The following is an 18973-nucleotide window of genomic DNA, read 5'->3' as shown; positions in this document are numbered from 1 at the left end:
GAGGGCCTCGCGCTACCGTCCGCGCGTCTGGAGCGAAGCGAGATAGGCGTTGTACGCCTGCAGCTCCTTGTCCCCGTCCCGGTCGGCGGCCCGGTCCAGACGCTTCGCCTGCCGCTGCTCCGAGCGGTACCACTGGAAGACCAGCGCGATGAGAACCAGCACCGACGGGATCTCACTGAACGCCCAGGCGATGCCGCCGGCAGCGTTCTGATCAGCGAGCGCGTCGATGCCGAGCGAGGCCGGCGGGTTCTCGTAGGCCTTGATCATCGGCTCGGTCGCCATCATCAGGGCGATGCCGAAGAAGGCGTGGAACGGCATGCCCGCGAAGAGCTCCAGCATCCGGATCACATAGCCGGGCCGGTGCGGCCCGGGATCGACGCCCATGATCGGCCAGAAGAAGACCAGGCCCACCGCCAGGAAGTGCACCATCATCGCCGCATGCCCGGTCCCGGACTCCATCAGGAAGTCGAAGAGAGGAGTGAAGTAGAGCCCGTAGAGGCTCGCGATGAAGAGCGGGATGGTGAAGGCGGGGTGCGTGACGATCCGCAGACAGCGGCTGTGCAGCAGGGCCAGCAGCAGCTCGCGCGGCCCCTTGCTGCCACGACGGCTCGCGACCGGCAGCGCGCGCAGCGCCAGCGTCACCGGCGCGCCCAGCAGCAGCACGATGGGGGAGAGCATGCTGATCACCATGTGCTGCACCATGTGCACGCTGAACATGACCATGCCGTAGTCATTGAGCTTGGTGCACATCACCAGCGCCACGCTCAGGACGCCGACGGTGAAGAAGACCGTGCGGCTGACCGGCCAGCTGTCACCGCGCCTGCGCAACCGCAGCACGCCCCAGCCGTACAGGGCAAGACCCAGCAGACAGGCGATCAGGAAGAACGGATCCGGTGAGAATTCGAGCCCCCGCCCCAGCGTGAACGGCGGCAGATCCATCGTCATGCCGTGCCCGCTGTGATCCATCTGTGCACTCCCGCCGGGACGTTCCTGAAGACGACCGGACCTGTTTCGTACCGGTTGTCCGCACCAGAGTAGAACTGCCCCCGGCCGCGGCAGCGACCGGGGGCAGTTCGTTCAGAAATGCACCAGATGGTGAACCGGATTCAGAGGACGCACTCCGCCTCGGCGTACCGCTCGGCCGGGACGGTCTTCAGCGTCTCCACGGCCTGGGCCAGCGGCACCATGGTGATGTCCGTGCCGCGCAGCGCGGTCATCATGCCGAATTCACCGCGGTGCGCCGCCTCCACCGCGTGCCAGCCGAAACGGGTCGCGAGCACGCGGTCGTACGCCGTGGGGGTGCCGCCGCGCTGCACATGCCCGAGGATCACCGCGCGGGCCTCCTTGCCGAGCCGCTGTTCCAGCTCGACCGAGAGCTGCTGGGCCACACCGGCGAAGCGCTCGTGTCCGTAGACGTCCTTGCCGCCCACGTTGAACTCCATCGAGCCCTCGCGCGGCTTGGCGCCCTCCGCGACCACGACGATCGCGAACTTCTTGCCCGCCGAGAAACGCTCCCCGACGCGCTCGGTCAGCTCGCGGATGTCGAAGGGGCGCTCCGGGACGACGATGGCGTGCGCGCCGGCCGCCATGCCGGAGTGCAGCGCGATCCAGCCGGTGTGCCGCCCCATGACCTCGACGATCAGCACACGCTGGTGCGACTCGGCGGTGGTCTTCAGCCGGTCCAGGGCCTCGGTGGCCACACCGACGGCCGTGTCGAAACCGAAGGTGACATCGGTCGACGAGATGTCGTTGTCGATGGTCTTCGGTACGCCGACGATGGGCAGCCCGGCCTCGGAGAGGAGGTTGGCGGCCTTGAGGGTGCCCTCGCCGCCGATCGGGATGATCGCGTCGAGACCCAGCTCGGCGACATGCCCCTTGGCCCGCTCCACGCCGTCCCGCAGATGCGCGGGCTGGACCCGGGAGGAGCCGAGAATCGTGCCGCCGCGGGCCAGAATGCCGCCCACCGCGTCAAGGTCGAGCTTGCGGTAGTCGCACTCCAGAAGGCCCTTCCAGCCGTCGTGGAAGCCGATGACCTCGTCGCCGTGGTCGACGACGGCGCGGTGCACGACGGAACGGATGACGGCGTTCAGACCGGGGCAGTCGCCTCCGGAGGTGAGCACACCAATGCGCATAGCCCGAAATACCTTTGCAACGTGGGCCGACTCCCGGACCACGTCGTCCGGTTATATCCCCGCCACCCTACCGGCGCAGGGTGACGGGTCCGAACCGGCTGTCCGACTGGTGGACGGCGGCGCTCTGTCAGGCTGGCTGCGTCGCGGACGCGATGCGCTCGGCGCGCAGCGCATCGGACCACCGGTCGTCCGTCGGCGGCAGCGCGTTCACATCGAGGGCCAGCTTCAGCAGCAGGTCCGCGATCTGCGGATTGCGGGCCATGACCGGGCCGTGCATATAGGTGCCGAAGACGGTGTCGTTGTACGCGCCCTCGGTGCCGTCGCCCGTGCCGTTGCCCCGCCCCAGGATGGTGCGGGCGAACGGACGGGCCGAGGGCCCAAGGTGGGTGATGCCCTGGTGGTTCTCGAAGCCGGTGAGCTGCGGCAGCCCCAACCGCGGGTCGATGTCGGCCAGTACGTCACCGACGCACCGCTCGCCCTCGCCGCGGGTGGAGACCACGTCGATCAGACCGAGACCCTGCTCACGCTCGCCCAGATCGTTGATGAACTCATGGCCCAGGATCTGGTAGCCGGCGCAGACCGAGAAGATGATCGCGCCGTTGGAGGCGGCCCGGCTCAGCCCGCCGTCGCGGCGCAGCCGCTCGGCCGCGAGCCGCTGCGGCCGGTCCTCCCCGCCGCCGATGAGATAGATGTCTCCCGAGGTGGGGATCGGCTGGTCGCTGCGTACGTCGATACGCATCACGTCCAGGCGGCGCTGGCGGGCCCGGCGCTCCACGACAAGGGCGTTGCCCTGGTCGCCGTAGGTGCTGAGCAGGTCGGGGTAGACCCACACCAGCCGCAGACTGTTGTCGCTCATTCTCGTCATCCTCTGCGGGTCAGTTGCCGACGCGGCGGCGCAGGTCCTGGAAGGCGGTGTAGTTGGCGATCGCCTCGATCCGTCCGGGCGGAGCCAGCTGTACCGCCTCGTCGACGGACTCGCACACCCGGAAGTCCAGGCCCGCGACCTCGAGACGCACGGCGAGGTCCAGCTTGCGGTCGCCGATGACGAAGATCGGGTGACCGGCGAGCCGGGTGTAGTCGACGTCCCAGAGCCAGGAGGTGTCCGTGCCGTCCGCGCCACGGGCGTTGACCGAGAGGATCACCGGGGTCGGCGGCGGGTCGATCAGGGAGAACGTTTCCAGCCAGCCCGCCGGGTTCTTGGCGAGGAGGAGGCGCAGATCGCGGCCGAGGAAGGAGACGACGTCGTACCGGCCTGCGATGGCCTGCACCGAGTACATGCGCTCCAGGGCCACCTGCGGCGGCACTCCGAAGCAGGCGGCGACCGCGGCGGAGGTGGCGGCGTTCGCCTTGTTGGCGCGGCCGGGCAGCTGGAGGTGGATCGGCCAGGCCGAGCCGTGCGGGTCCAGGACGTGGTCGCCGCTGAGCACCCAGCTCGGCGCGGGGCGGCGGAAGCCGCACTCGCCGCAGAACCAGTCGTCGCCGGGGCGCTGCATCACACCGCCGCAGGACGGGCAGGACCAGGCGTCGTCCTTCCACTCCTGGCCGGCGGCCACCCACACCACATTGGGGGAGGAGGACGCGGCCCAGACGATGAGCGGGTCGTCGGCGTTGGCGATGACCACGGCCTTCGTACCGGCCAGGCCCTCGCGCCACTTCTCGGCGAGCATCCGGGTCTCGGCCGCGCGGTCCAGCTGGTCGCGCGAGAGGTTCAGCAGCGCGATCGCCTTCGGCGTCACATCGCGGGCGACGCCGGCGAGGTACTTCTCGTCGACCTCGATCACACCGAACTTGGCGTCCGAGCCGCCGGACAGCGCCGAGGTGATGCCCGCGGGCATATTGGCGCCGAGCGCGTTGGAGACGACCGGGCCGCTGGCCCGCAGCGCCTCGGCGATCAGCCGGGTCGTGGTGGTCTTGCCGTTGGTCGCCGACACGAGGACGACGTCCAGGTGCTGCGCCAGCCGCCCCAGCAGATCGGGGTCGAGCTTGAGCGCGACCCGGCCGCCGATCACCGATCCGCTGCCGCGTCCGGCGGCGCGCGACACCGCCGCAGCGGCCTTGCCTGCCGTCACGGCCAGCTTGGCCCGCGGCGTCAGGGGCTCCGAGTTGCCTGACATCGTCCTTGATCCTCCTTGCATCGGTCGGGCTCAGCCTATCGAGCTCCCGTCCGCGGCCAGCACCGCGGCACCGTCGGAAACCGTGGAGGTCGGCGAGGACCGTACGATTACGGCCATGCGAAACCGGCCGATCCCCGGCAGTTCCGGACTCGTGCGGGCGATGAGCCTGCTCGGTGATCCGGTGCTGCACGCTCCCTGTGAGACCGTCACCGACTTCTCCGGTGAGCTGAGGACGCTCATCGACGACATGTTCGCGACGATGTACGCGGCCGAGGGCGTGGGCCTGGCGGCGAACCAGGTGGGGGTCCCGCTGCGGGTGTTCGTGTACGACTGCCCCGACGACGAGGACGTCCGCCATCTCGGACACATCGTCAACCCGCGCCTGGTGGAGGCGGACGGCGTGACGGTGCGCGGTGCGGAGGGCTGCCTGTCACTGCCGGGCCTCGAAGCCGGTACGGAGCGCTTCGACCATGCGGTGGTGGAGGGCGTGACGGCGGAGGGGGAGCCGGTACGGGTGGAGGGCACGGGCTTCTTCGCGCGGTGTCTGCAGCACGAGTGCGACCACTTGGAGGGCCGTGTCTACACGGACCGGCTGAGGGGCTGGCGCCGGGCGCGGGCGGGGTGGTCGGTGCGGAGGGCGGACTGGGCGACTTCAGCCTCGCCGGCGATTGAGGCGCGGGGCCCGGGGCGGAGCCCCAGCAAGGGCGGTGCGAAATCAAGTCCCGCCGGCGATTGAGGCGCGGGGTTCGGGGCGGAGCCCCAACTGGAGCCCCGCCCGCCCCGTCAGAAGGCCTGGCTGCCCGCGCGGTCGCCCGCCGCCGCCAGCCTGCCCCAGAGCAGATCCGCCAGGCTCCGCACCAACTCCGCGCGGGAGCAAGGGCGTTCACCCAGCCACCAGTCACCCGCCGCGTGCATCATGCCGACGATGCCATGGCCCCAGACCCGTGCCAGCTGCTCGCTGCCCGGCCCCAGGTCGACCCGGTCGTGGATCACCGTCGCCAGCTCCTCGCCGAGCCGGCGCAGCAGCGGCGCCGAGTGGCGGCCGACGTCGAAGCCCGCCTCCGACGGCTGCGCGTCCTCGGCCGGATGCATCAGGAAGCGGTAGACCTGCGGCCGTGCCTCGATCGCGGCGAGATAGGTGTCGAGCGTCGCCTCGACCCGCTCACGGCGCTCGGCGGGCGCGTCCAGCGCTGCCCGCAGCGAGTTGAGCAGTGCGTCGGTGTGGCGCTTGGCGAGCGCGCGGTACAGGCCGCCCTTGTCGCCGAAGTGCCGGTACAGGATGGGCTTGGTGATGCCGGCCTCGGCGGCGATGGCGTTCATGGAGGCCTGCGGCCCGTCCCGGAGCACGACCCGGTCCGCGGCTTCGAGCAGTTCACGGCGCCGCTGGTTGGCCGATCGCTGCTGGCCGGCCGCCTGCTGTGTGGTCTCCATCGTTGTTTCTCCCCGCCCGAGCGATTGCGTGACGCCTGCGCAACGTAACACCCTGCCCGTCCGCGCAGGGGATCGGGCAGTGGCCGGTTGACACGGTCTACTTGCCGGTAACAGACTTTCGTTACCACAAGTAACATGCAAGAAGTCACCGCAGTGCTGGAGGGCAACATGGCCGAGTTCACGTTCGAGCTCAACGACGACCAGAAGCAGGTCCGGGATTGGCTGAACGGATTCGCCAAGGACGTGATGCGCCCGGCCGCCGCCGAGTGGGACGAGCGTGAGGAGACCCCCTGGCCTGTCATCCAGGAAGCGGCCAAGGTGGGAATCTACTCCCTCGACTTCTACGCCCAGCAGTTCTTCGACCCCACCGGCCTCGGGATCCCGATGGCGCTGGAGGAGCTCTTCTGGGGCGACGCCGGTATCGGCCTGTCCATTGTCGGTACGGGACTTGCGGCCGTCGGCGTTCTCGCCAACGGAACCGAGGAGCAGATCGGCACCTGGATCCCGCAGATGTACGGCGACGCGGACGACGTCAAGGTCGCGGCCTTCTGCTCGTCCGAGCCGGACGCGGGCTCGGACGTCGGGGCGATGCGTACCCGTGCGGTGTACGACGAGGCCAAGGACGAATGGGTGCTCAACGGAACCAAGACCTGGGCGACCAACGGCGGCATCGCCAATGTCCATGTCGTGGTCGCCGTCGTCGACGCGGAGATCGGCTCCAAGGGCCACGCCTCCTTCATCGTCCCGCCGAACACCCCCGGCCTCTCGCAGGGCCAGAAGTTCAAGAAGCACGGCATCCGCGCCTCGCACACCGCCGAGGTCGTCCTGGAGAACGTCCGGGTCCCCGGGCACTGCCTGCTCGGCGGCAAGGACAAGCTCGACGAGCGCCTCGCCCGGGCCCGCGAGCGGGCGGCCACGTCGGGCGGCGAGCGCGTGAAGAACGCGGCGATGGCCACCTTCGAGGCGTCCCGCCCGGCGGTCGGCGCCATGGCGGTCGGCACCGCACGCGCCGCGTACGAGGTCGCGCTCGACTACGCCAAGACCCGCAGCCAGTTCGGCCGTCCGATCATCGACAACCAGGGCATCGCCTTCCAACTGGCCGATATGCGCACCCAGATCGACGCGGCGCGGCTGCTGGTGTGGCGCGCCTCCTGGATGGCGGCGGCGGGCAAGCCCTTCGACTCGGCCGAGGGCTCGATGTCCAAGCTGTACGCCAGCGAGACGGCCAAGAAGGTCACGGCGCAGGCCGTCCAGATCCTGGGCGGCAACGGCTACACCCGCGAGTACCCGGTGGAGCGCATGCACCGCGACGCGGCGATCTACACGATCTTCGAGGGCACGAGCGAGATCCAGCGCCTGGTGATCGCCCGAACCCTGTCGGGCATGCCGATCCGCTAAGCGGTGTCGGGGAGGTCCGGGTGGGTGAAGGTGGGGGTACCTCCCGTGCCCGCAGGGCTACGGGGGAGGGTCGAGGGCCGAGTCTGGCAAGGCGGAGGAAGGACGCGGAGCGTCGGCGACTGACGACAACGCAGCCGGGCGACAGCCATCGGCCCGCGACGCCGCCCGGACTTCCCCGGGGCCGCTTAGGCCGTGTCTCAGGCGGGATTTGTCAGACACGGCCTGGCGCGGCCGGACAGGACCTCGGCGCGAACCCCGGACGGGCCGGGAATCCGGCCGGTCCGGGTACAGAGGAAGACCCGTTACGCGGAGAGCAGCGCCTCGATGGCGGCGATGACCTCGGGGGCCTCCGGCTCGGTGCGCGGGCGGATGCGGGCCACGACCTCGCCGTCCTTCCCGATCACGAACTTCTCGAAGTTCCACTGGACGTCGCCGGCCTTGCCGTCGGCGTCCGCGACCTGCGTCAGCTCGGTGTACAGCGCGTGCCGCTCCGCACCGTTCACCTCGGTCTTCTCCAGCATGGGGAACGTCACACCGTACGTCGCCGAGCAGAAGGACCCGATCTCCTCGGCCGACCCCGGCTCCTGGCCCGCGAACTGGTTGCAGGGCACGCCGAGGACGGTGAAGCCCTGGTCGCCGTACTGCTTCTGCAGTCGCTCAAGACCCGCGTACTGCGGCGTCAGTCCGCACTTGGACGCGACGTTCACCAGCAGGACCGCCTTGCCCCGGTAGTCGGCCAGCGACGTGGGCTCGCCGGTGAGCGTGCGCAGCGGGATGTCGTACAGGGTCATCGGATTCTCCTCAGTGGCAGACATTCGGTGTTCATTGTGGACCCCACGGATCGACCCACGGCGACCGGTCGGATCACCGGCCGCCGGTACGGGCACACTGGGCCCATGAGTAACTACCAGGGTCCGGCGACCCTCATTGCCGGCGGCGCTCAGATCGAGGTCGTGGCCACGCTGAGCGGCGGCCGGTCCGGGCCGGGCAGCGAGTGGGGCGGCAGCGTGCAGACCGACAGCGCGGCGCAGGACCTCTGCTCATCGATGAACAACAACGAGGTGAAGCTCCGGCTTCCCGACGGGCGCGAGGGTGACGTGGTGGCGACCAGCACGGCCATCGGCAGCGGCCGGCTGAAGGTGTCCGGCCGCGGCCCCATGCCGTTCTAGACCGTGTCTGACAAATGGCGCCGTCCGCCCGCAGGGCGCCGGGCGGGATTTGTCAGACACGGCCTGGGTCAGTCCCGGGCTGCGGGTGTCGGGGTGTACGGACGGAAGAGTCCCTCCTGCACCACCGACACCAGCAGCCCGCCGTCGCGGTCGTAGATACGGCCCCGGGCAAGGCCCCGCCCGCCCGTAGAGACCGGCGACTCCTGGTCGTACAGGAACCACTCGTCCGCCCGGAAGGGCCGGTGGAACCACATCGCGTGATCCAGCGAGGCCATGTCGAACCCGCGCGGTCCCCATAGCGGCTCCACCGGGATACGGACCGCGTCCAGGAGCGTCATGTCGCTCGCGTACGTCAGCGCGCAGGTGTGCACCAGCGGGTCGTCGCCCAGCGGGCCCACCGCACGCATCCACACCGCGCTGCGCGGCTCCGCACCCTTGATCTCCTCCGCCGTCCAGCGCAGCCGGTCGACATAGCGGATGTCGAACGGCTGGCGGCGCTCCATCCGCTCCAGCGCCTCGGGGAGCGCGCCGAGATGCTCACGGATCTCCGTGGCAACCGTGGGCAGGGTTTCCGGGTCCGGGAATTCCAGCCGCGGCGGCAGCTGGTGCTCGATGCTGCCCTCCTCAGGCCGGTGGAAGGAGGCGGTGAGATTGAAGATGGTCCTGCCGTGCTGGATCGCCGTGACCCGGCGGGTGGTGAACGACCGGCCGTCCCTGACCCGTTCGACCTGGTAGACGATCGGCACGCCGGGGATTCCCGGCCGCAGGAAGTACGCGTGCAGCGAGTGCACCGGGCGTTCGCCGTCCGTCGTACGCCCGGCCGCGACCAGGGCCTGGCCGGCCACCTGGCCGCCGAAGACCCGCTGCAGGGACTCCTCGGGGCTGCGCCCGCGGAAGATGTTGACCTCGATCTGCTCCAGGTCGAGCAGATCGACCAGGCGCTCGGCCGGGTTCGTCATCGGATGTTCTCCTGTGTCAGAGCTGCCTGTGTCAGAGCTGCCTGTGTCAGAGCTGCCTGTGTCAGAGCTGGCCGACCGCGGTGACGCGCACGACGGCGAGGCCCTCCTCGTCGGAAGCCGCCAGATCGACCTCAGCGCTGATGCCCCAGTCATGGTCGCCGTTCGGGTCCGCGAAGATCTGCCGGACGCGCCACAGGCCGTGCGCCGCGTCCTCCTCGATCAGCAGCAGCTTCGGGCCGCGGGCGTCGGGCCCGGTACCCAGCTCCTCGTACTCGTCCCAGTACGCGTCCATCGCCTCGCCCCAGGCGTTCGCGTCCCAGCCGGACTCGGCATCCAGTTCGCCGAGCTCGCCGACCCTGTCCAGCGCGGCCAGCTCGACCCGGCGGAACATGGCATTGCGTACGAGCACCCGGAAGGCGCGCGCGTTGGCGGTGACCGGCTTGACCTGGTCGGCCTTCTCCTGGGCCTGCTCGGCCGTCTCGATCTCCGGGTTGGCGAGCTGCTCCCACTCGTCCAGCAGGCTGGAGTCGACCTGGCGCACCATCTCGCCGAGCCAGGCGATCAGGTCCTCGAGGTCCTCGGACTTCAGATCGTCCGGGATGGTGTGCTCCAGCGCCTTGTACGCGTTCGCGAGGTAACGCAGCACGATGCCCTCGGTGCGGGCGAGCTCGTAGTGCGAGGTGAACTCGGTGAAGGACAGCGCCCGTTCGTACATGTCACGGATGACGGACTTCGGCGAGACCGGATGGTCGCCGACCCACGGGTGGCTCTTGCGGTAGACGTTGTACGCGTGCCACAGCAGCTCTTCCAGCGGCTTGGGGTACGAGACCTCCTGGAGCCGCTCCATCCGCTCCTCGTACTCGATCCCGTCGGCCTTCATCGCGCCGATGGCTTCGCCGCGCGCCTTGTTCTGCTGGGCGGCGAGGATCTGGCGCGGGTCGTCCAGCGTGGACTCGAGGACCGAGACCATGTCCAGGGCGTACGAAGGGGATTCGGGGTCGAGGAGATCGAAGGCCGCCAGTGCGAACGTGGAGAGCGGCTGGTTGAGCGCGAAGTCCTGCTGGAGGTCGACGGTGAGCCGCACGATCCGGCCCTCGGCGTCGGGTGTGTCGAGGCGCTCGACCACACCGCCGTCGAGCAGCGAGCGGTAGATGGCGATGGCGCGGCGGATGTGGCGCAGCTGGGCCTTGCGCGGCTCGTGGTTGTCCTCAAGGAGGTGACGCATCGCGTCGAAGGCATTGCCGGGGCGGGCGATCACCGAGAGCAGCATGATGTTGGTGACCCGGAAGCGCGAGGTCAGCGGCTCCGGGTCGGAGGTGATGAGCTTCTCGAAGGTGGTGTCCGACCAGGCGACAAAGCCCTCGGGAGCCTTCTTGCGGACGACCTTGCGGCGCTTCTTCGGATCGTCGCCGGCCTTGGAGATCGCCTTCTCGTTCTCGATGACATGCTCGGGTGCCTGCGCGCCGACCAGACCGGCCGTGTCGAAGCCGGCGCGGCCCGCGCGGCCCGCGATCTGGTGGAACTCACGCGCGCGCAGAGTGCGCACCCGGGTGCCGTCGTACTTGGTGAGCGCCGTGAACAGCACCGTACGGATGGGGACGTTGACGCCCACGCCGAGGGTGTCCGTACCGCAGATGACCTTCAACAGGCCTGCCTGGGCGAGCTTTTCGACCAGTCGACGGTACTTGGGGAGCATGCCGGCGTGGTGGACACCGATGCCGTGCCGTACGTAACGGGAAAGATTGCGGCCGAACTTGGTGGTGAACCGGAAACTGCCGATCATCTCGGCGATCTGGTCCTTCTCCTCGCGCGAGCACATGTTGATGCTCATCAGCGACTGGGCGCGCTCGACGGCCGCCGCCTGTGTGAAGTGCACGATGTAGACCGGAGCCTGCTTGGTCTCGAGCAGTTCGGTCAGCGTCTCCGTGATCGGCGTCCGCCGGTACTCGTAGGAGAGGGGGACCGGGCGGGTCGCCGAGCGGACGACGGTGGTGGGACGGCCGGTGCGGCGGGTCAGATCCTCCTCGAACCGGGAGACGTCACCGAGGGTCGCCGACATCAGGATGAACTGCGCCTGCGGCAGCTCCAGGAGCGGGATCTGCCAGGCCCAGCCGCGGTCCGGCTCGGCGTAGAAGTGGAACTCGTCCATCACGACCTGGCCGATGTCGGCGTTCCTGCCGTCGCGCAGGGCGATGGAGGCGAGCACCTCGGCGGTGCAGCAGATGACGGGGGCGTCGGAATTGACGGACGCGTCCCCCGTCAGCATTCCGACGTTCTCCGTGCCGAAGAGCTTGCAGAGGTCGAAGAACTTCTCGGAGACCAGTGCCTTGATCGGCGCGGTGTAGAAGGTGACCTTGTCCTGGGCCAGCGCCGTGAAGTGCGCACCCGCCGCTACCAGGCTCTTTCCGGAGCCGGTCGGGGTGGAAAGGACCACGTTGGCCCCGGAGACCACCTCGATCAGCGCCTCTTCCTGAGCCGGGTAGAGCGTGATGCCCTGGCCTTCTGCCCATGAGGAGAAGGCTTCGAAGAGAGCATCGGGGTCGGCATCCGGCGGCAGCTGATCAATAAGGGTCACGCCCCCATCTTGCCTGGCTTCCGCCCGGATCAGGGAACCGGGCGACGGCCGCAAGATCACGAGCGATACGCTGCCCTGTCAACTGGGCTTCACCACAAGAGCAATGGGGCGGGAACGCACATGATGGGACCGGCGCACTCTCTGTCCGGGGCGGCTGCCTGGCTGGGGGTCGGCGCGGCGACGGCTGCCGCCGGCCACCCGATGCCGTGGCCGGTCCTCGTCGTCGGAGCGCTGATCTGCGCGGGCGCGGCGCTGGCGCCGGACCTGGATCACAAGGCGGCGACGATCTCCCGGGCCTTCGGGCCGATCTCGCGGGGACTGTGCGAGGTCGTCGACAAGCTGTCGTACGCCGTCTACAAAGCGACGAGGAAACAGGGCGACAAGCGCAGGACCGGCGGCCACCGCACGCTCACCCACACCTGGCTGTGGGCGGTCCTGATCGGCGCGGGCACCTCGGCGCTGGCGATCACCGGCGGCCGCTGGGCGGTCCTCGTGATCCTCTTCATCCACCTGGTGCTGGCCGTGGAGGGCCTGCTGTGGCGGGCCGCGCGGGTCTCCAGCGACGTCCTGGTGTGGCTGCTGGGCGCGACGAGCGCGTGGATCCTGGCGGGCGTGCTGGACCAGCCGGGCAACGGCGCGGACTGGCTGTTCACGGCGCCGGGCCAGGAGTACCTGTGGCTGGGGCTGCCGATCGTGCTGGGCGCCCTGGTCCACGACATCGGCGACGCGCTGACGGTCTCGGGCTGCCCGGTCCTGTGGCCGATACCCGTGGGCCGCAGGCGCTGGTACCCGATCGGCCCGCCGAAGGCGATGCGGTTCAGGGCGGGCAGCTGGGTGGAGCTGAAGGTGCTGATGCCGGTGTTCATGCTGCTGGGCGGAGTGGGCGCGGCGGGCGCGCTGAACTTCATCTAGGGTCCGGAGGGGCTCCACATGGAGCCCCTCCGGCGATTGAGGTGGGGGTCCCCCCACGCCCGCCAGGGCGTAGGGGGAGGGGTTCGGGGCCGGAGCCCCGACCGGCCGCCGTCAGCCGTGCCAGGACCGCCACAGCGCCGCATACGCGCCGTCCGCCGCCACCAGCTCGTCGTGGCTGCCCAGTTCGCTGATCCGGCCCTCCTCGACGACCGCGATCACGTCCGCGTCGTGCGCCGTGTGCAGGCGGTGGGCGATCGCCACCACCGTGCGTCCGTCCAGGACCCGGGACAGCGAGCGCTCCAGATGGCGCGCCGCCCGCGGGTCCAGGAGCGAAGTCGCCTCGTCCAGGACCAGCGTGTGCGGGTCCGCGAGGACCAGCCGGGCCAGGGCGATCTGCTGGGCCTGGGCCGGGGTGAGGGCGAGGCCGCCCGAGCCGACCTCGGTGTCCAGGCCGTCGTCCAGGGACTGCGACCAGGAGTCCGCGTCGACCGCGCCGAGCGCCGCCCACAGTTCCGCGTCCGTCGCGCCACTACGGGCCAGCAGCAGGTTGTCGCGCAAGGAGCCCACGAAGACGTGGTGCTCCTGGTTGACCAGGGCGACATGCTCGCGCACGCGCTCCGCGGGCATACGGGACAGCTCCGCCGCGCCGAGGGTGACGCGGCCGGCCCGGGGGCCGTAGATGCCCGCGAGCAGCCGCCCGAGCGTCGACTTGCCCGCGCCGGACGGTCCGACCAGGGCCAGCCGGGTACCGGGCGCCACGCTCAGCGACACCTGATGCAGCACGTCCACGCCTTCGCGGTAGCCGAAGTGCACCTCGTCCGCGCGCACTTCGCGCCCGTCCGGCACGACGAGCGCGTCGCCGGCGTCCGGCTCGATGTCACGTACGCCGACGAGCCGGGCGATCGACACCTGGGCGACCTGGAGCTCGTCGTACCAGCGCAGGATCAGATTGACCGGGTCGACGAGCATCTGCGCGAGCAGGGCGCCCGTCGTCAGCTGTCCGACGCTGATCCAGCCCTCGAGCACGAAGGCGCCGCCGATCAGCAGAGTTGAGCACAGGATCGTCACATGCGTCACGTTGATGACCGGGAAGAGCACCGAGCGCAGGTAGAGCGTATAGCGCTCCCATGCGGTCCACTCCTTGATCCGCTGCTCGGAGAGCGCCACCCGGCGGCCGCCGAGGCGGTGCGCCTCCACGGTCCGCCCGGCGTCCACGGTCTCGGCCAGCATGGCGGCGACCGCCGCGTAGCCCGCGGCCTCGGAGCGGTACGCCGACGGCGCCCGCTTGAAGTACCAGCGGCAGCCGATCACCAGCACCGGTACGGCGATGAGCACGGCCAGCGCCAGCGGCGGCGCCGTCACCGTGAGCGCGCCGATCAGCAGGGCCGCCCAGACCACGCCGATCGCCAGCTGCGGCACCGCCTCGCGCATGGCATTGGCCAGCCGGTCGATGTCGGTGGTGATACGCGAGAGCAGATCACCGGTTCCGGCCCGCTCGAGCACGCCCGGGGGCAGCCCCACCGACCGTACGAGGAAGTCCTCGCGCAGATCGGCCAGCATCTCCTCACCGAGCATCGCGCCGCGCAGCCGCATCAGCCGCACGAACACCGTCTGGACGACCAGCGCGAGCGCGAACAGCGCGGCGGTGCGCTCCAGATGGAGATCGCGCGCCCCGTCCGTCAGATCCTCGACGAGTCCGCCCAGCAGATAGGGGCCGACCATCGAGGCGATCACCGCGACGGCATTGGCGGAGACCAGCAGCACGAAGGCCCTGCGGTGCCGCCGCAGCAGTTCGCGGACGTACGCGCGCACGGTCGCCGGAGTGCCGACGGGCAGGGTCGCAGCCGTCTCCGGGGCCGCCGGGTCGTACGCCGGTGTTGCCACGCCGATCATGCCGATTCCTCGATCTCTTCCAGTACTGCCAGTTCGCCGATGGCGGTGATGCCGTCGAGCTGCTCTTCCTCGGTCTCGCGGGTGACGACCGCCCGGTATTCGGCGTTGCCGTGCAGCAGTTCGCGGTGCACACCGACCGCCGCCACGTCGCCGTCGTGCACGAACACCACCCGGTCCGCGCGGTCCAGCAGCAGCGGTGAGGAGGCGAACACGACCGTGGTGCGGCCGGCCCGCAGCTCCTTGACGCCCGCGGCGATCCGCGCCTCCGTGTGCGAGTCCACGGCGGACGTGGGCTCGTCCAGGACGAGCACCTCGGGGTCGGTGACCAGCGAACGGGCCAGCGCGAGCCGCTGGCGCTGCCCGCCGGACAGGGACCGCCCGCGCTCGGTGATCCGTGTCCGCATCGGGTCGCCGTCGCCGTCGCCGTCGGTGTCCACGGACGCCTGCGCCAGCGCGTCCAGTACATCGCCGCACTGCGCGGCCTTCAGGGCGTCCTCGGCGGACACCTTCCCGGAGGAGGGGACATCGAGCAGCTCTTGGAGCGTGCCGGAGAGCAGCACCGGATCCTTGTCCTGTACGAGGACGGCGGCACGGGCCTCGTCCAGCGCCAGTTCGTCCAGCGGCACCCCGCCGAGCAGCACGGACGCCGCGCCGTCCGGGTCGGCGGCCGGATGCCCGCCGAGCCGTTCGGCCAGCAGTCCCGCCGCGTCCGGGTCGCCGCACACCACGGCGGTGAACCGGCCGGAGGGAGCGAGGACCCCGGTGGCGGGGTCGTACAGATCGCCGCTCGGGCGCCCGTACTCCACGCCCGAGGGCTCCGTCGTACGCCGCAGCGCCAGCACCCGCGCGGCACGCTTCGCCGACGGCCGCGAGAAGGAGTACGCCATGGCGATCTCCTCGAAGTGCCGCAGCGGGTACATCAGCAGCGTCACCGCGCTGAAGACGGTGACCAGCTCGCCGACCTCGATCCGGCCGTCCTGGGCGAGCCCCGCTCCGTACCAGACGACCGTGATCAGCAGCAGGCCCGGCAGCAGCACCTGGACCGCCGAGATCAGCGCCCACATACGGGCACTGCGGACCGCCGCCCTGCGCACCTCCTGCGATGCCTGCCGGTAGCGGCCGAGGAACAGCTCCTCGCCGCCGATGCCGCGCAGCACCCGCAGGCCCGCGACCGTGTCCGAGGCCAGCTCGGTGGCCCTGCCCGCCTTTTCGCGCTGGACGTCCGCGCGCCGGGTGGCCCGGGGGAGCAGCGGCAGTACCGCCAGTGCCAGGACCGGGACGCCGACGGCGACCACGACGCCGAGCTCCGGCACGTACAGAACCAGGCCGACGCAGACCAGCACCACCGTGATGGCGGCGGCGGCGAAACGTGAGAGCGCCTCCACGAACCAGCCGATCTTCTCCACGTCGCCCGTGGAGACCGCTACCACCTCGCCGGCCGCGACCCGGCGGGTCAGCGCCGCGCCCAGCTCAGCGGCCTTACGAGCCAGCAGCTGCTGGACCCGGGCGGCGGCGGTGATCCAGTTGGTGACGGCCGTGCGATGCAGCATCGTGTCACCGAGGGTGATCGCCACGCCGCACAGGATGATCAGCGCGCCGGCGAGTGCGAGGGCGCTGCCGGAACGGTCCACCACCGCCTGCACGGCCCGGCCGACGCCCAGCGGGAGCCCGGCCACACCGCAGAAGTGCAGCAGCCCCCAGGCCAGTGCCTTGAGCTGTCCGCCCAGCTGATTCCGCCCGAGCCAGAGCAGGAAGCGCGGCCCCGACCTGGCATCGGCCACACCAGGGTCGGCGTACGGAAGATCGCGAATCTGCATGACGTCCCAGTGCTCGAAAGTGTGGCGGAAACCGTGCAAGGTTCGCCTTTCGGAGCCCCGTCCCGCAATCGATTTTTGTGCGGCAGGACACACAACACGCCAAGATCGAACACGTGTGAGGGGCGCCGCGCGTCCCTGTCCCTCGGCGGCTTCAGCAGCGCGGCCCCGGTCCGTCGACCAGCGTGGACAACAGTCCGCCGAAGACCTCGCGCTGATCGGCGGTCAAGGGAGCCAGGATGTCCTCCGCGGCCGCGCGGCGCGCGGTCCGCAGCGCTCTGAGCGTGGCGCGGCCGGCGTCGGTCAGCTCGATCCGGATCACCCTGCGGTTGCTCGGATCCGGGACGCGGCGGACGCGGCCGCTCGCCTCCAGACCGTCGACGAGACTCGTCACGGCGCGGGGCACCACTTCGAGGCGGGCGGCGAGATCCGCCATCCGCGGCGGCTGGTCGTAGTGCGCGACGGTGCGCAGCAGCCGGGACTGCGCGGGGGTGATCGCGATCTCGGCAGACTCCAGCTGCCGCTTCTGGCTGCGGTGGAGCCGCCGGGTGAGCCGCAGCAACTGCTCGGCCAGCAGGCCGTCGGGGTCGGGTGCCCCGGAAGATGAATCCAGCATGCCGGAACAATATCAGGACCAGGCTCATTGTGAATATAGGTAACAGTGAGCTATGCTCGCAAAATCTTTGCTGTCACACCCCTGTGTCTGCTGCCTCACCCCTGTGAAGGAGCCCATGCACCCCGAACCCGTCCCGTGGACACCCCCGGCCAAGAATCCGGAGCAGCCGCCCGCCGAGGTGCGGCGCATCCTCCGGCTCTTCCGTCCCTATCGCGGCCGGCTCGCCGTCGTCGGCCTGCTCGTCGGCGCCGCTTCTCTCGTCTCGGTCGCCTCGCCGTTCCTGCTGCGCGAGATCCTCGACACCGCGATCCCGCAGGGCCGCACCGGGCTGCTCAGCCTGCTCGCCCTCGGCATGATCCTCACCGCGGTGATGAACAGCGTCTTCGGCGTGCTCCAGACGCTCATCTCCACCACCGTCGGCCAGCGCGTCATGCACGACCTGCGCACGGGTGTCTACGCCCAGCTGCAGCGCATGCCGCTCGCCTTCTTCACCAGGACGCGCACCGGAGAGGTCCAGTCACGCATCGCCAATGACATCGGCGGGATGCAGGCGACCGTGACCTCCACCGCGACCTCCCTGGTCTCCAACCTCACCGCCGTGGTCGCCACGGTCGTCGCGATGCTCGCGCTGGACTGGCGGCTCACCGCCGTCTCGCTGCTTCTGCTGCCGCTGTTCGTGTGGATCAGCCGCCGCGTGGGCCGCGAGCGTAAGAAGATCACCACTCAGCGGCAGAAGCAGATGGCCGTCATGGCCGCCACCGTCACCGAATCGCTCTCGGTCAGCGGCATCCTGCTCGGCCGCACGATGGGCCGGGCCGACTCGCTCACCACGTCCTTCGCCGAGGAGTCCGAGCGCCTCGTCGACCTCGAAGTGCGCTCCAGCATGGCCGGACGCTGGCGGATGTCGACGATAGGCATCGTCATGGCCGCCATGCCCGCCTTGATCTACTGGGCAGCGGGCCTGGCGCTCCAGTCCGGCGGACCCGCGATCTCCATCGGCACCCTCGTCGCTTTCGTCTCGCTCCAGCAGGGCCTGTTCCGGCCGGCTGTGAGCCTGCTCTCCACCGGAGTGCAGATGCAGACCTCGCTCGCCCTCTTCCAGCGCATCTTCGAGTATCTCGACCTGCCGGTGGACATCACCGAACCCGAGAAGCCGGTCCGGCTCGAGACGGTCCGCGGTGAAGTGCGCTTCGAGGACGTCGACTTCGCGTACGAGGACAGGCAGGCGCGGCCGACCCTCGACGGGATCGATGTCACGGTCCCGGCGGGCGGCAGCCTCGCCGTCGTCGGACCCACCGGCTCCGGCAAGTCCACGCTCAGCTATCTGGTGCCCCGGCTCTACGACGTCACCGGCGGCCGGGTCACGATCGACGGCGTTGATGTGCGCGACCTCGACTTCGACACCCTCGCGAGGGCCGTGGGAGTCGTCTCCCAGGAGACATATCTCTTCCATGCCTCCGTCGCCGAGAATCTGCGCTTCGCCAAGCCGGAGGCCACCGACGCGGAGATAGAAGCGGCCGCGCGCGCCGCACAGATCCACGACCACATCGCGTCCCTGCCCGACGGCTACGACACTCTGGTGGGTGAGCGCGGCTACCGCTTCTCCGGCGGCGAGAAGCAGCGCCTTGCCATCGCCCGCACCATCCTGCGCGATCCGCCCGTTCTCATCCTCGACGAGGCGACGAGCGCACTCGACACCCGTACCGAGCACGCTGTGCAGCAGGCCATCGACGCACTCTCCGCGGGCCGGACCACCATCACCATCGCCCACCGGCTCTCCACGGTCAGGGACGCCGACCAGATCGTCGTCCTCGACGCCGGGCGCATAGCCGAGCGAGGCAGCCATGAGGAGCTGCTCGACGGGGACGGCCGCTATACCGCTCTGGTGCGCAGGGACACGAGGTTGGCCCCGGTCGCACCCTGACGCGGGGCAGCTCCGTCGCGTACGGCATGATCGCCG

At 70.2% G+C, this 18973-nt stretch carries 16 protein-coding genes; 5 read left to right on the top strand and 11 right to left on the bottom strand.

Annotated elements, in window-relative coordinates:
- Positions 1 to 12: 12 nt before the first annotated feature.
- From SLUN_RS05515 to SLUN_RS05500, 4 genes are all read right to left on the bottom strand, one after another.
- Positions 13 to 966, bottom strand: a complete 954-nt coding sequence (locus SLUN_RS05515) for a cytochrome c oxidase assembly protein (RefSeq protein ID WP_108147416.1) — start codon at positions 964 to 966, stop codon at positions 13 to 15.
- Between the two features lie 140 nt (positions 967 to 1106).
- Complete coding sequence (locus tag SLUN_RS05510) at positions 1107 to 2132, bottom strand: 6-phosphofructokinase (protein WP_108147415.1); 1026 nt, start codon at positions 2130 to 2132, stop codon at positions 1107 to 1109.
- Positions 2133 to 2259: 127 nt separating this feature from the next.
- Positions 2260 to 2988 carry a type 1 glutamine amidotransferase gene (locus SLUN_RS05505; RefSeq protein ID WP_108147414.1) on the bottom strand — a complete coding sequence of 243 codons (729 nt, stop codon included), beginning with the start codon at positions 2986 to 2988 and terminating at the stop codon, positions 2260 to 2262.
- A 19-nt stretch (positions 2989 to 3007) separates the two neighbouring features.
- On the bottom strand, positions 3008 to 4246 hold the full coding sequence (locus tag SLUN_RS05500; RefSeq protein ID WP_108147413.1) for a Mur ligase family protein: 1239 nt from the start codon (positions 4244 to 4246) through the stop codon (positions 3008 to 3010).
- A 115-nt stretch (positions 4247 to 4361) separates the two neighbouring features.
- Here SLUN_RS05500 and def point away from each other — a divergent pair, with 115 nt between their 5' ends.
- The gene (def, locus tag SLUN_RS05495; RefSeq protein ID WP_108154550.1) at positions 4362 to 4982 is read left to right on the top strand and encodes a peptide deformylase; all 621 of its coding nucleotides are present in this window, start codon (positions 4362 to 4364) and stop codon (positions 4980 to 4982) included.
- Between the two features lie 47 nt (positions 4983 to 5029).
- Here the strand turns inward: def and SLUN_RS05490 are convergent, their stop codons facing one another.
- The gene (locus SLUN_RS05490) at positions 5030 to 5677 is read right to left on the bottom strand and encodes a TetR/AcrR family transcriptional regulator (protein ID WP_108147412.1); all 648 of its coding nucleotides are present in this window, start codon (positions 5675 to 5677) and stop codon (positions 5030 to 5032) included.
- A gap of 168 nt (positions 5678 to 5845) precedes the next feature.
- Here SLUN_RS05490 and SLUN_RS05485 point away from each other — a divergent pair, with 168 nt between their 5' ends.
- Positions 5846 to 7075: an acyl-CoA dehydrogenase family protein gene (locus SLUN_RS05485; protein WP_108147411.1), complete on the top strand. Its 1230-nt coding sequence runs from the start codon at positions 5846 to 5848 to the stop codon at positions 7073 to 7075.
- A 302-nt stretch (positions 7076 to 7377) separates the two neighbouring features.
- On the opposite strand, the gene SLUN_RS05480 is transcribed toward SLUN_RS05485, so the two are convergent.
- Positions 7378 to 7866: a glutathione peroxidase gene (locus SLUN_RS05480; RefSeq protein WP_108147410.1), complete on the bottom strand. Its 489-nt coding sequence runs from the start codon at positions 7864 to 7866 to the stop codon at positions 7378 to 7380.
- A gap of 105 nt (positions 7867 to 7971) precedes the next feature.
- Between SLUN_RS05480 and SLUN_RS05475 the strand changes: the two genes are divergently transcribed.
- Complete coding sequence (locus tag SLUN_RS05475) at positions 7972 to 8244, top strand: DUF4873 domain-containing protein (RefSeq protein ID WP_108147409.1); 273 nt, start codon at positions 7972 to 7974, stop codon at positions 8242 to 8244.
- Between the two features lie 68 nt (positions 8245 to 8312).
- On the opposite strand, the gene SLUN_RS05470 is transcribed toward SLUN_RS05475, so the two are convergent.
- Together SLUN_RS05470 and SLUN_RS05465 are read right to left on the bottom strand one after the other, a co-directional pair.
- Entirely contained in the window at positions 8313 to 9203 is an 891-nt protein-coding gene (locus SLUN_RS05470) for an acyl-CoA thioesterase (RefSeq protein WP_108147408.1), read from the bottom strand.
- A gap of 61 nt (positions 9204 to 9264) precedes the next feature.
- Entirely contained in the window at positions 9265 to 11838 is a 2574-nt protein-coding gene (locus SLUN_RS05465; protein ID WP_108147407.1) for a DEAD/DEAH box helicase, read from the bottom strand.
- A 60-nt stretch (positions 11839 to 11898) separates the two neighbouring features.
- Between SLUN_RS05465 and SLUN_RS05460 the strand changes: the two genes are divergently transcribed.
- The gene (locus SLUN_RS05460; protein ID WP_108147406.1) at positions 11899 to 12690 is read left to right on the top strand and encodes a metal-dependent hydrolase; all 792 of its coding nucleotides are present in this window, start codon (positions 11899 to 11901) and stop codon (positions 12688 to 12690) included.
- A gap of 111 nt (positions 12691 to 12801) precedes the next feature.
- Here SLUN_RS05460 and SLUN_RS05455 read toward each other — a convergent pair whose 3' ends face one another.
- The 3 genes from SLUN_RS05455 to SLUN_RS05445 all read right to left on the bottom strand — a co-directional run bounded on the left by SLUN_RS05455 (position 12802) and on the right by SLUN_RS05445 (position 17013).
- Positions 12802 to 14583, bottom strand: coding sequence for an ABC transporter ATP-binding protein (locus SLUN_RS05455; RefSeq protein ID WP_108147405.1), 1782 nt, complete (start codon positions 14581 to 14583; stop codon positions 12802 to 12804).
- Positions 14580 to 16400, bottom strand: a complete 1821-nt coding sequence (locus SLUN_RS05450; protein WP_108154549.1) for an ABC transporter transmembrane domain-containing protein — start codon at positions 16398 to 16400, stop codon at positions 14580 to 14582. The genes SLUN_RS05455 and SLUN_RS05450 overlap by 4 nt, the downstream gene beginning before the upstream one ends.
- 151 nt (positions 16401 to 16551) lie before the next feature.
- The gene (locus SLUN_RS05445) at positions 16552 to 17013 is read right to left on the bottom strand and encodes a MarR family winged helix-turn-helix transcriptional regulator (protein WP_108147404.1); all 462 of its coding nucleotides are present in this window, start codon (positions 17011 to 17013) and stop codon (positions 16552 to 16554) included.
- A gap of 115 nt (positions 17014 to 17128) precedes the next feature.
- Between SLUN_RS05445 and SLUN_RS05440 the strand changes: the two genes are divergently transcribed.
- Entirely contained in the window at positions 17129 to 18937 is a 1809-nt protein-coding gene (locus tag SLUN_RS05440; RefSeq protein ID WP_108147403.1) for an ABC transporter ATP-binding protein, read from the top strand.
- The last annotated feature ends 36 nt before the right edge of the window (positions 18938 to 18973 follow it).

This window comes from Streptomyces lunaelactis, assembly GCF_003054555.1.
GTDB classification, from domain to species: Bacteria; Actinomycetota; Actinomycetes; order Streptomycetales; family Streptomycetaceae; genus Streptomyces; species Streptomyces lunaelactis.
Note: the sequence above shows the minus strand (reverse complement) of the source record. Positions and strands in the feature narration are given on the sequence as shown.

Bases quoted from the DNA above. Each gene is read 5' to 3' on its own strand.
- SLUN_RS05470 (WP_108147408.1), bottom strand. From the start codon at position 9,203: ATGACGAACCCGGCCGAGCGCCTGGTCGATCTGCTCGACCTGGAGCAG.
- SLUN_RS05440 (WP_108147403.1), top strand. From the start codon at position 17,129: ATGCACCCCGAACCCGTCCCGTGGACACCCCCGGCCAAGAATCCGGAG.
- SLUN_RS05450 (WP_108154549.1), bottom strand. From the start codon at position 16,400: ATGCAGATTCGCGATCTTCCGTACGCCGACCCTGGTGTGGCCGATGCC.
- SLUN_RS05480 (WP_108147410.1), bottom strand. From the start codon at position 7,866: ATGACCCTGTACGACATCCCGCTGCGCACGCTCACCGGCGAGCCCACG.
- SLUN_RS05490 (WP_108147412.1), bottom strand. From the start codon at position 5,677: ATGGAGACCACACAGCAGGCGGCCGGCCAGCAGCGATCGGCCAACCAG.
- SLUN_RS05505 (WP_108147414.1), bottom strand. From the start codon at position 2,988: ATGAGCGACAACAGTCTGCGGCTGGTGTGGGTCTACCCCGACCTGCTC.
- SLUN_RS05500 (WP_108147413.1), bottom strand. From the start codon at position 4,246: ATGTCAGGCAACTCGGAGCCCCTGACGCCGCGGGCCAAGCTGGCCGTG.
- SLUN_RS05460 (WP_108147406.1), top strand. From the start codon at position 11,899: ATGATGGGACCGGCGCACTCTCTGTCCGGGGCGGCTGCCTGGCTGGGG.
- SLUN_RS05485 (WP_108147411.1), top strand. From the start codon at position 5,846: ATGGCCGAGTTCACGTTCGAGCTCAACGACGACCAGAAGCAGGTCCGG.
- SLUN_RS05445 (WP_108147404.1), bottom strand. From the start codon at position 17,013: ATGCTGGATTCATCTTCCGGGGCACCCGACCCCGACGGCCTGCTGGCC.
- SLUN_RS05510 (WP_108147415.1), bottom strand. From the start codon at position 2,132: ATGCGCATTGGTGTGCTCACCTCCGGAGGCGACTGCCCCGGTCTGAAC.
- SLUN_RS05515 (WP_108147416.1), bottom strand. From the start codon at position 966: ATGGATCACAGCGGGCACGGCATGACGATGGATCTGCCGCCGTTCACG.
- def (WP_108154550.1), top strand. From the start codon at position 4,362: ATGCGAAACCGGCCGATCCCCGGCAGTTCCGGACTCGTGCGGGCGATG.
- SLUN_RS05475 (WP_108147409.1), top strand. From the start codon at position 7,972: ATGAGTAACTACCAGGGTCCGGCGACCCTCATTGCCGGCGGCGCTCAG.
- SLUN_RS05455 (WP_108147405.1), bottom strand. From the start codon at position 14,583: ATGATCGGCGTGGCAACACCGGCGTACGACCCGGCGGCCCCGGAGACG.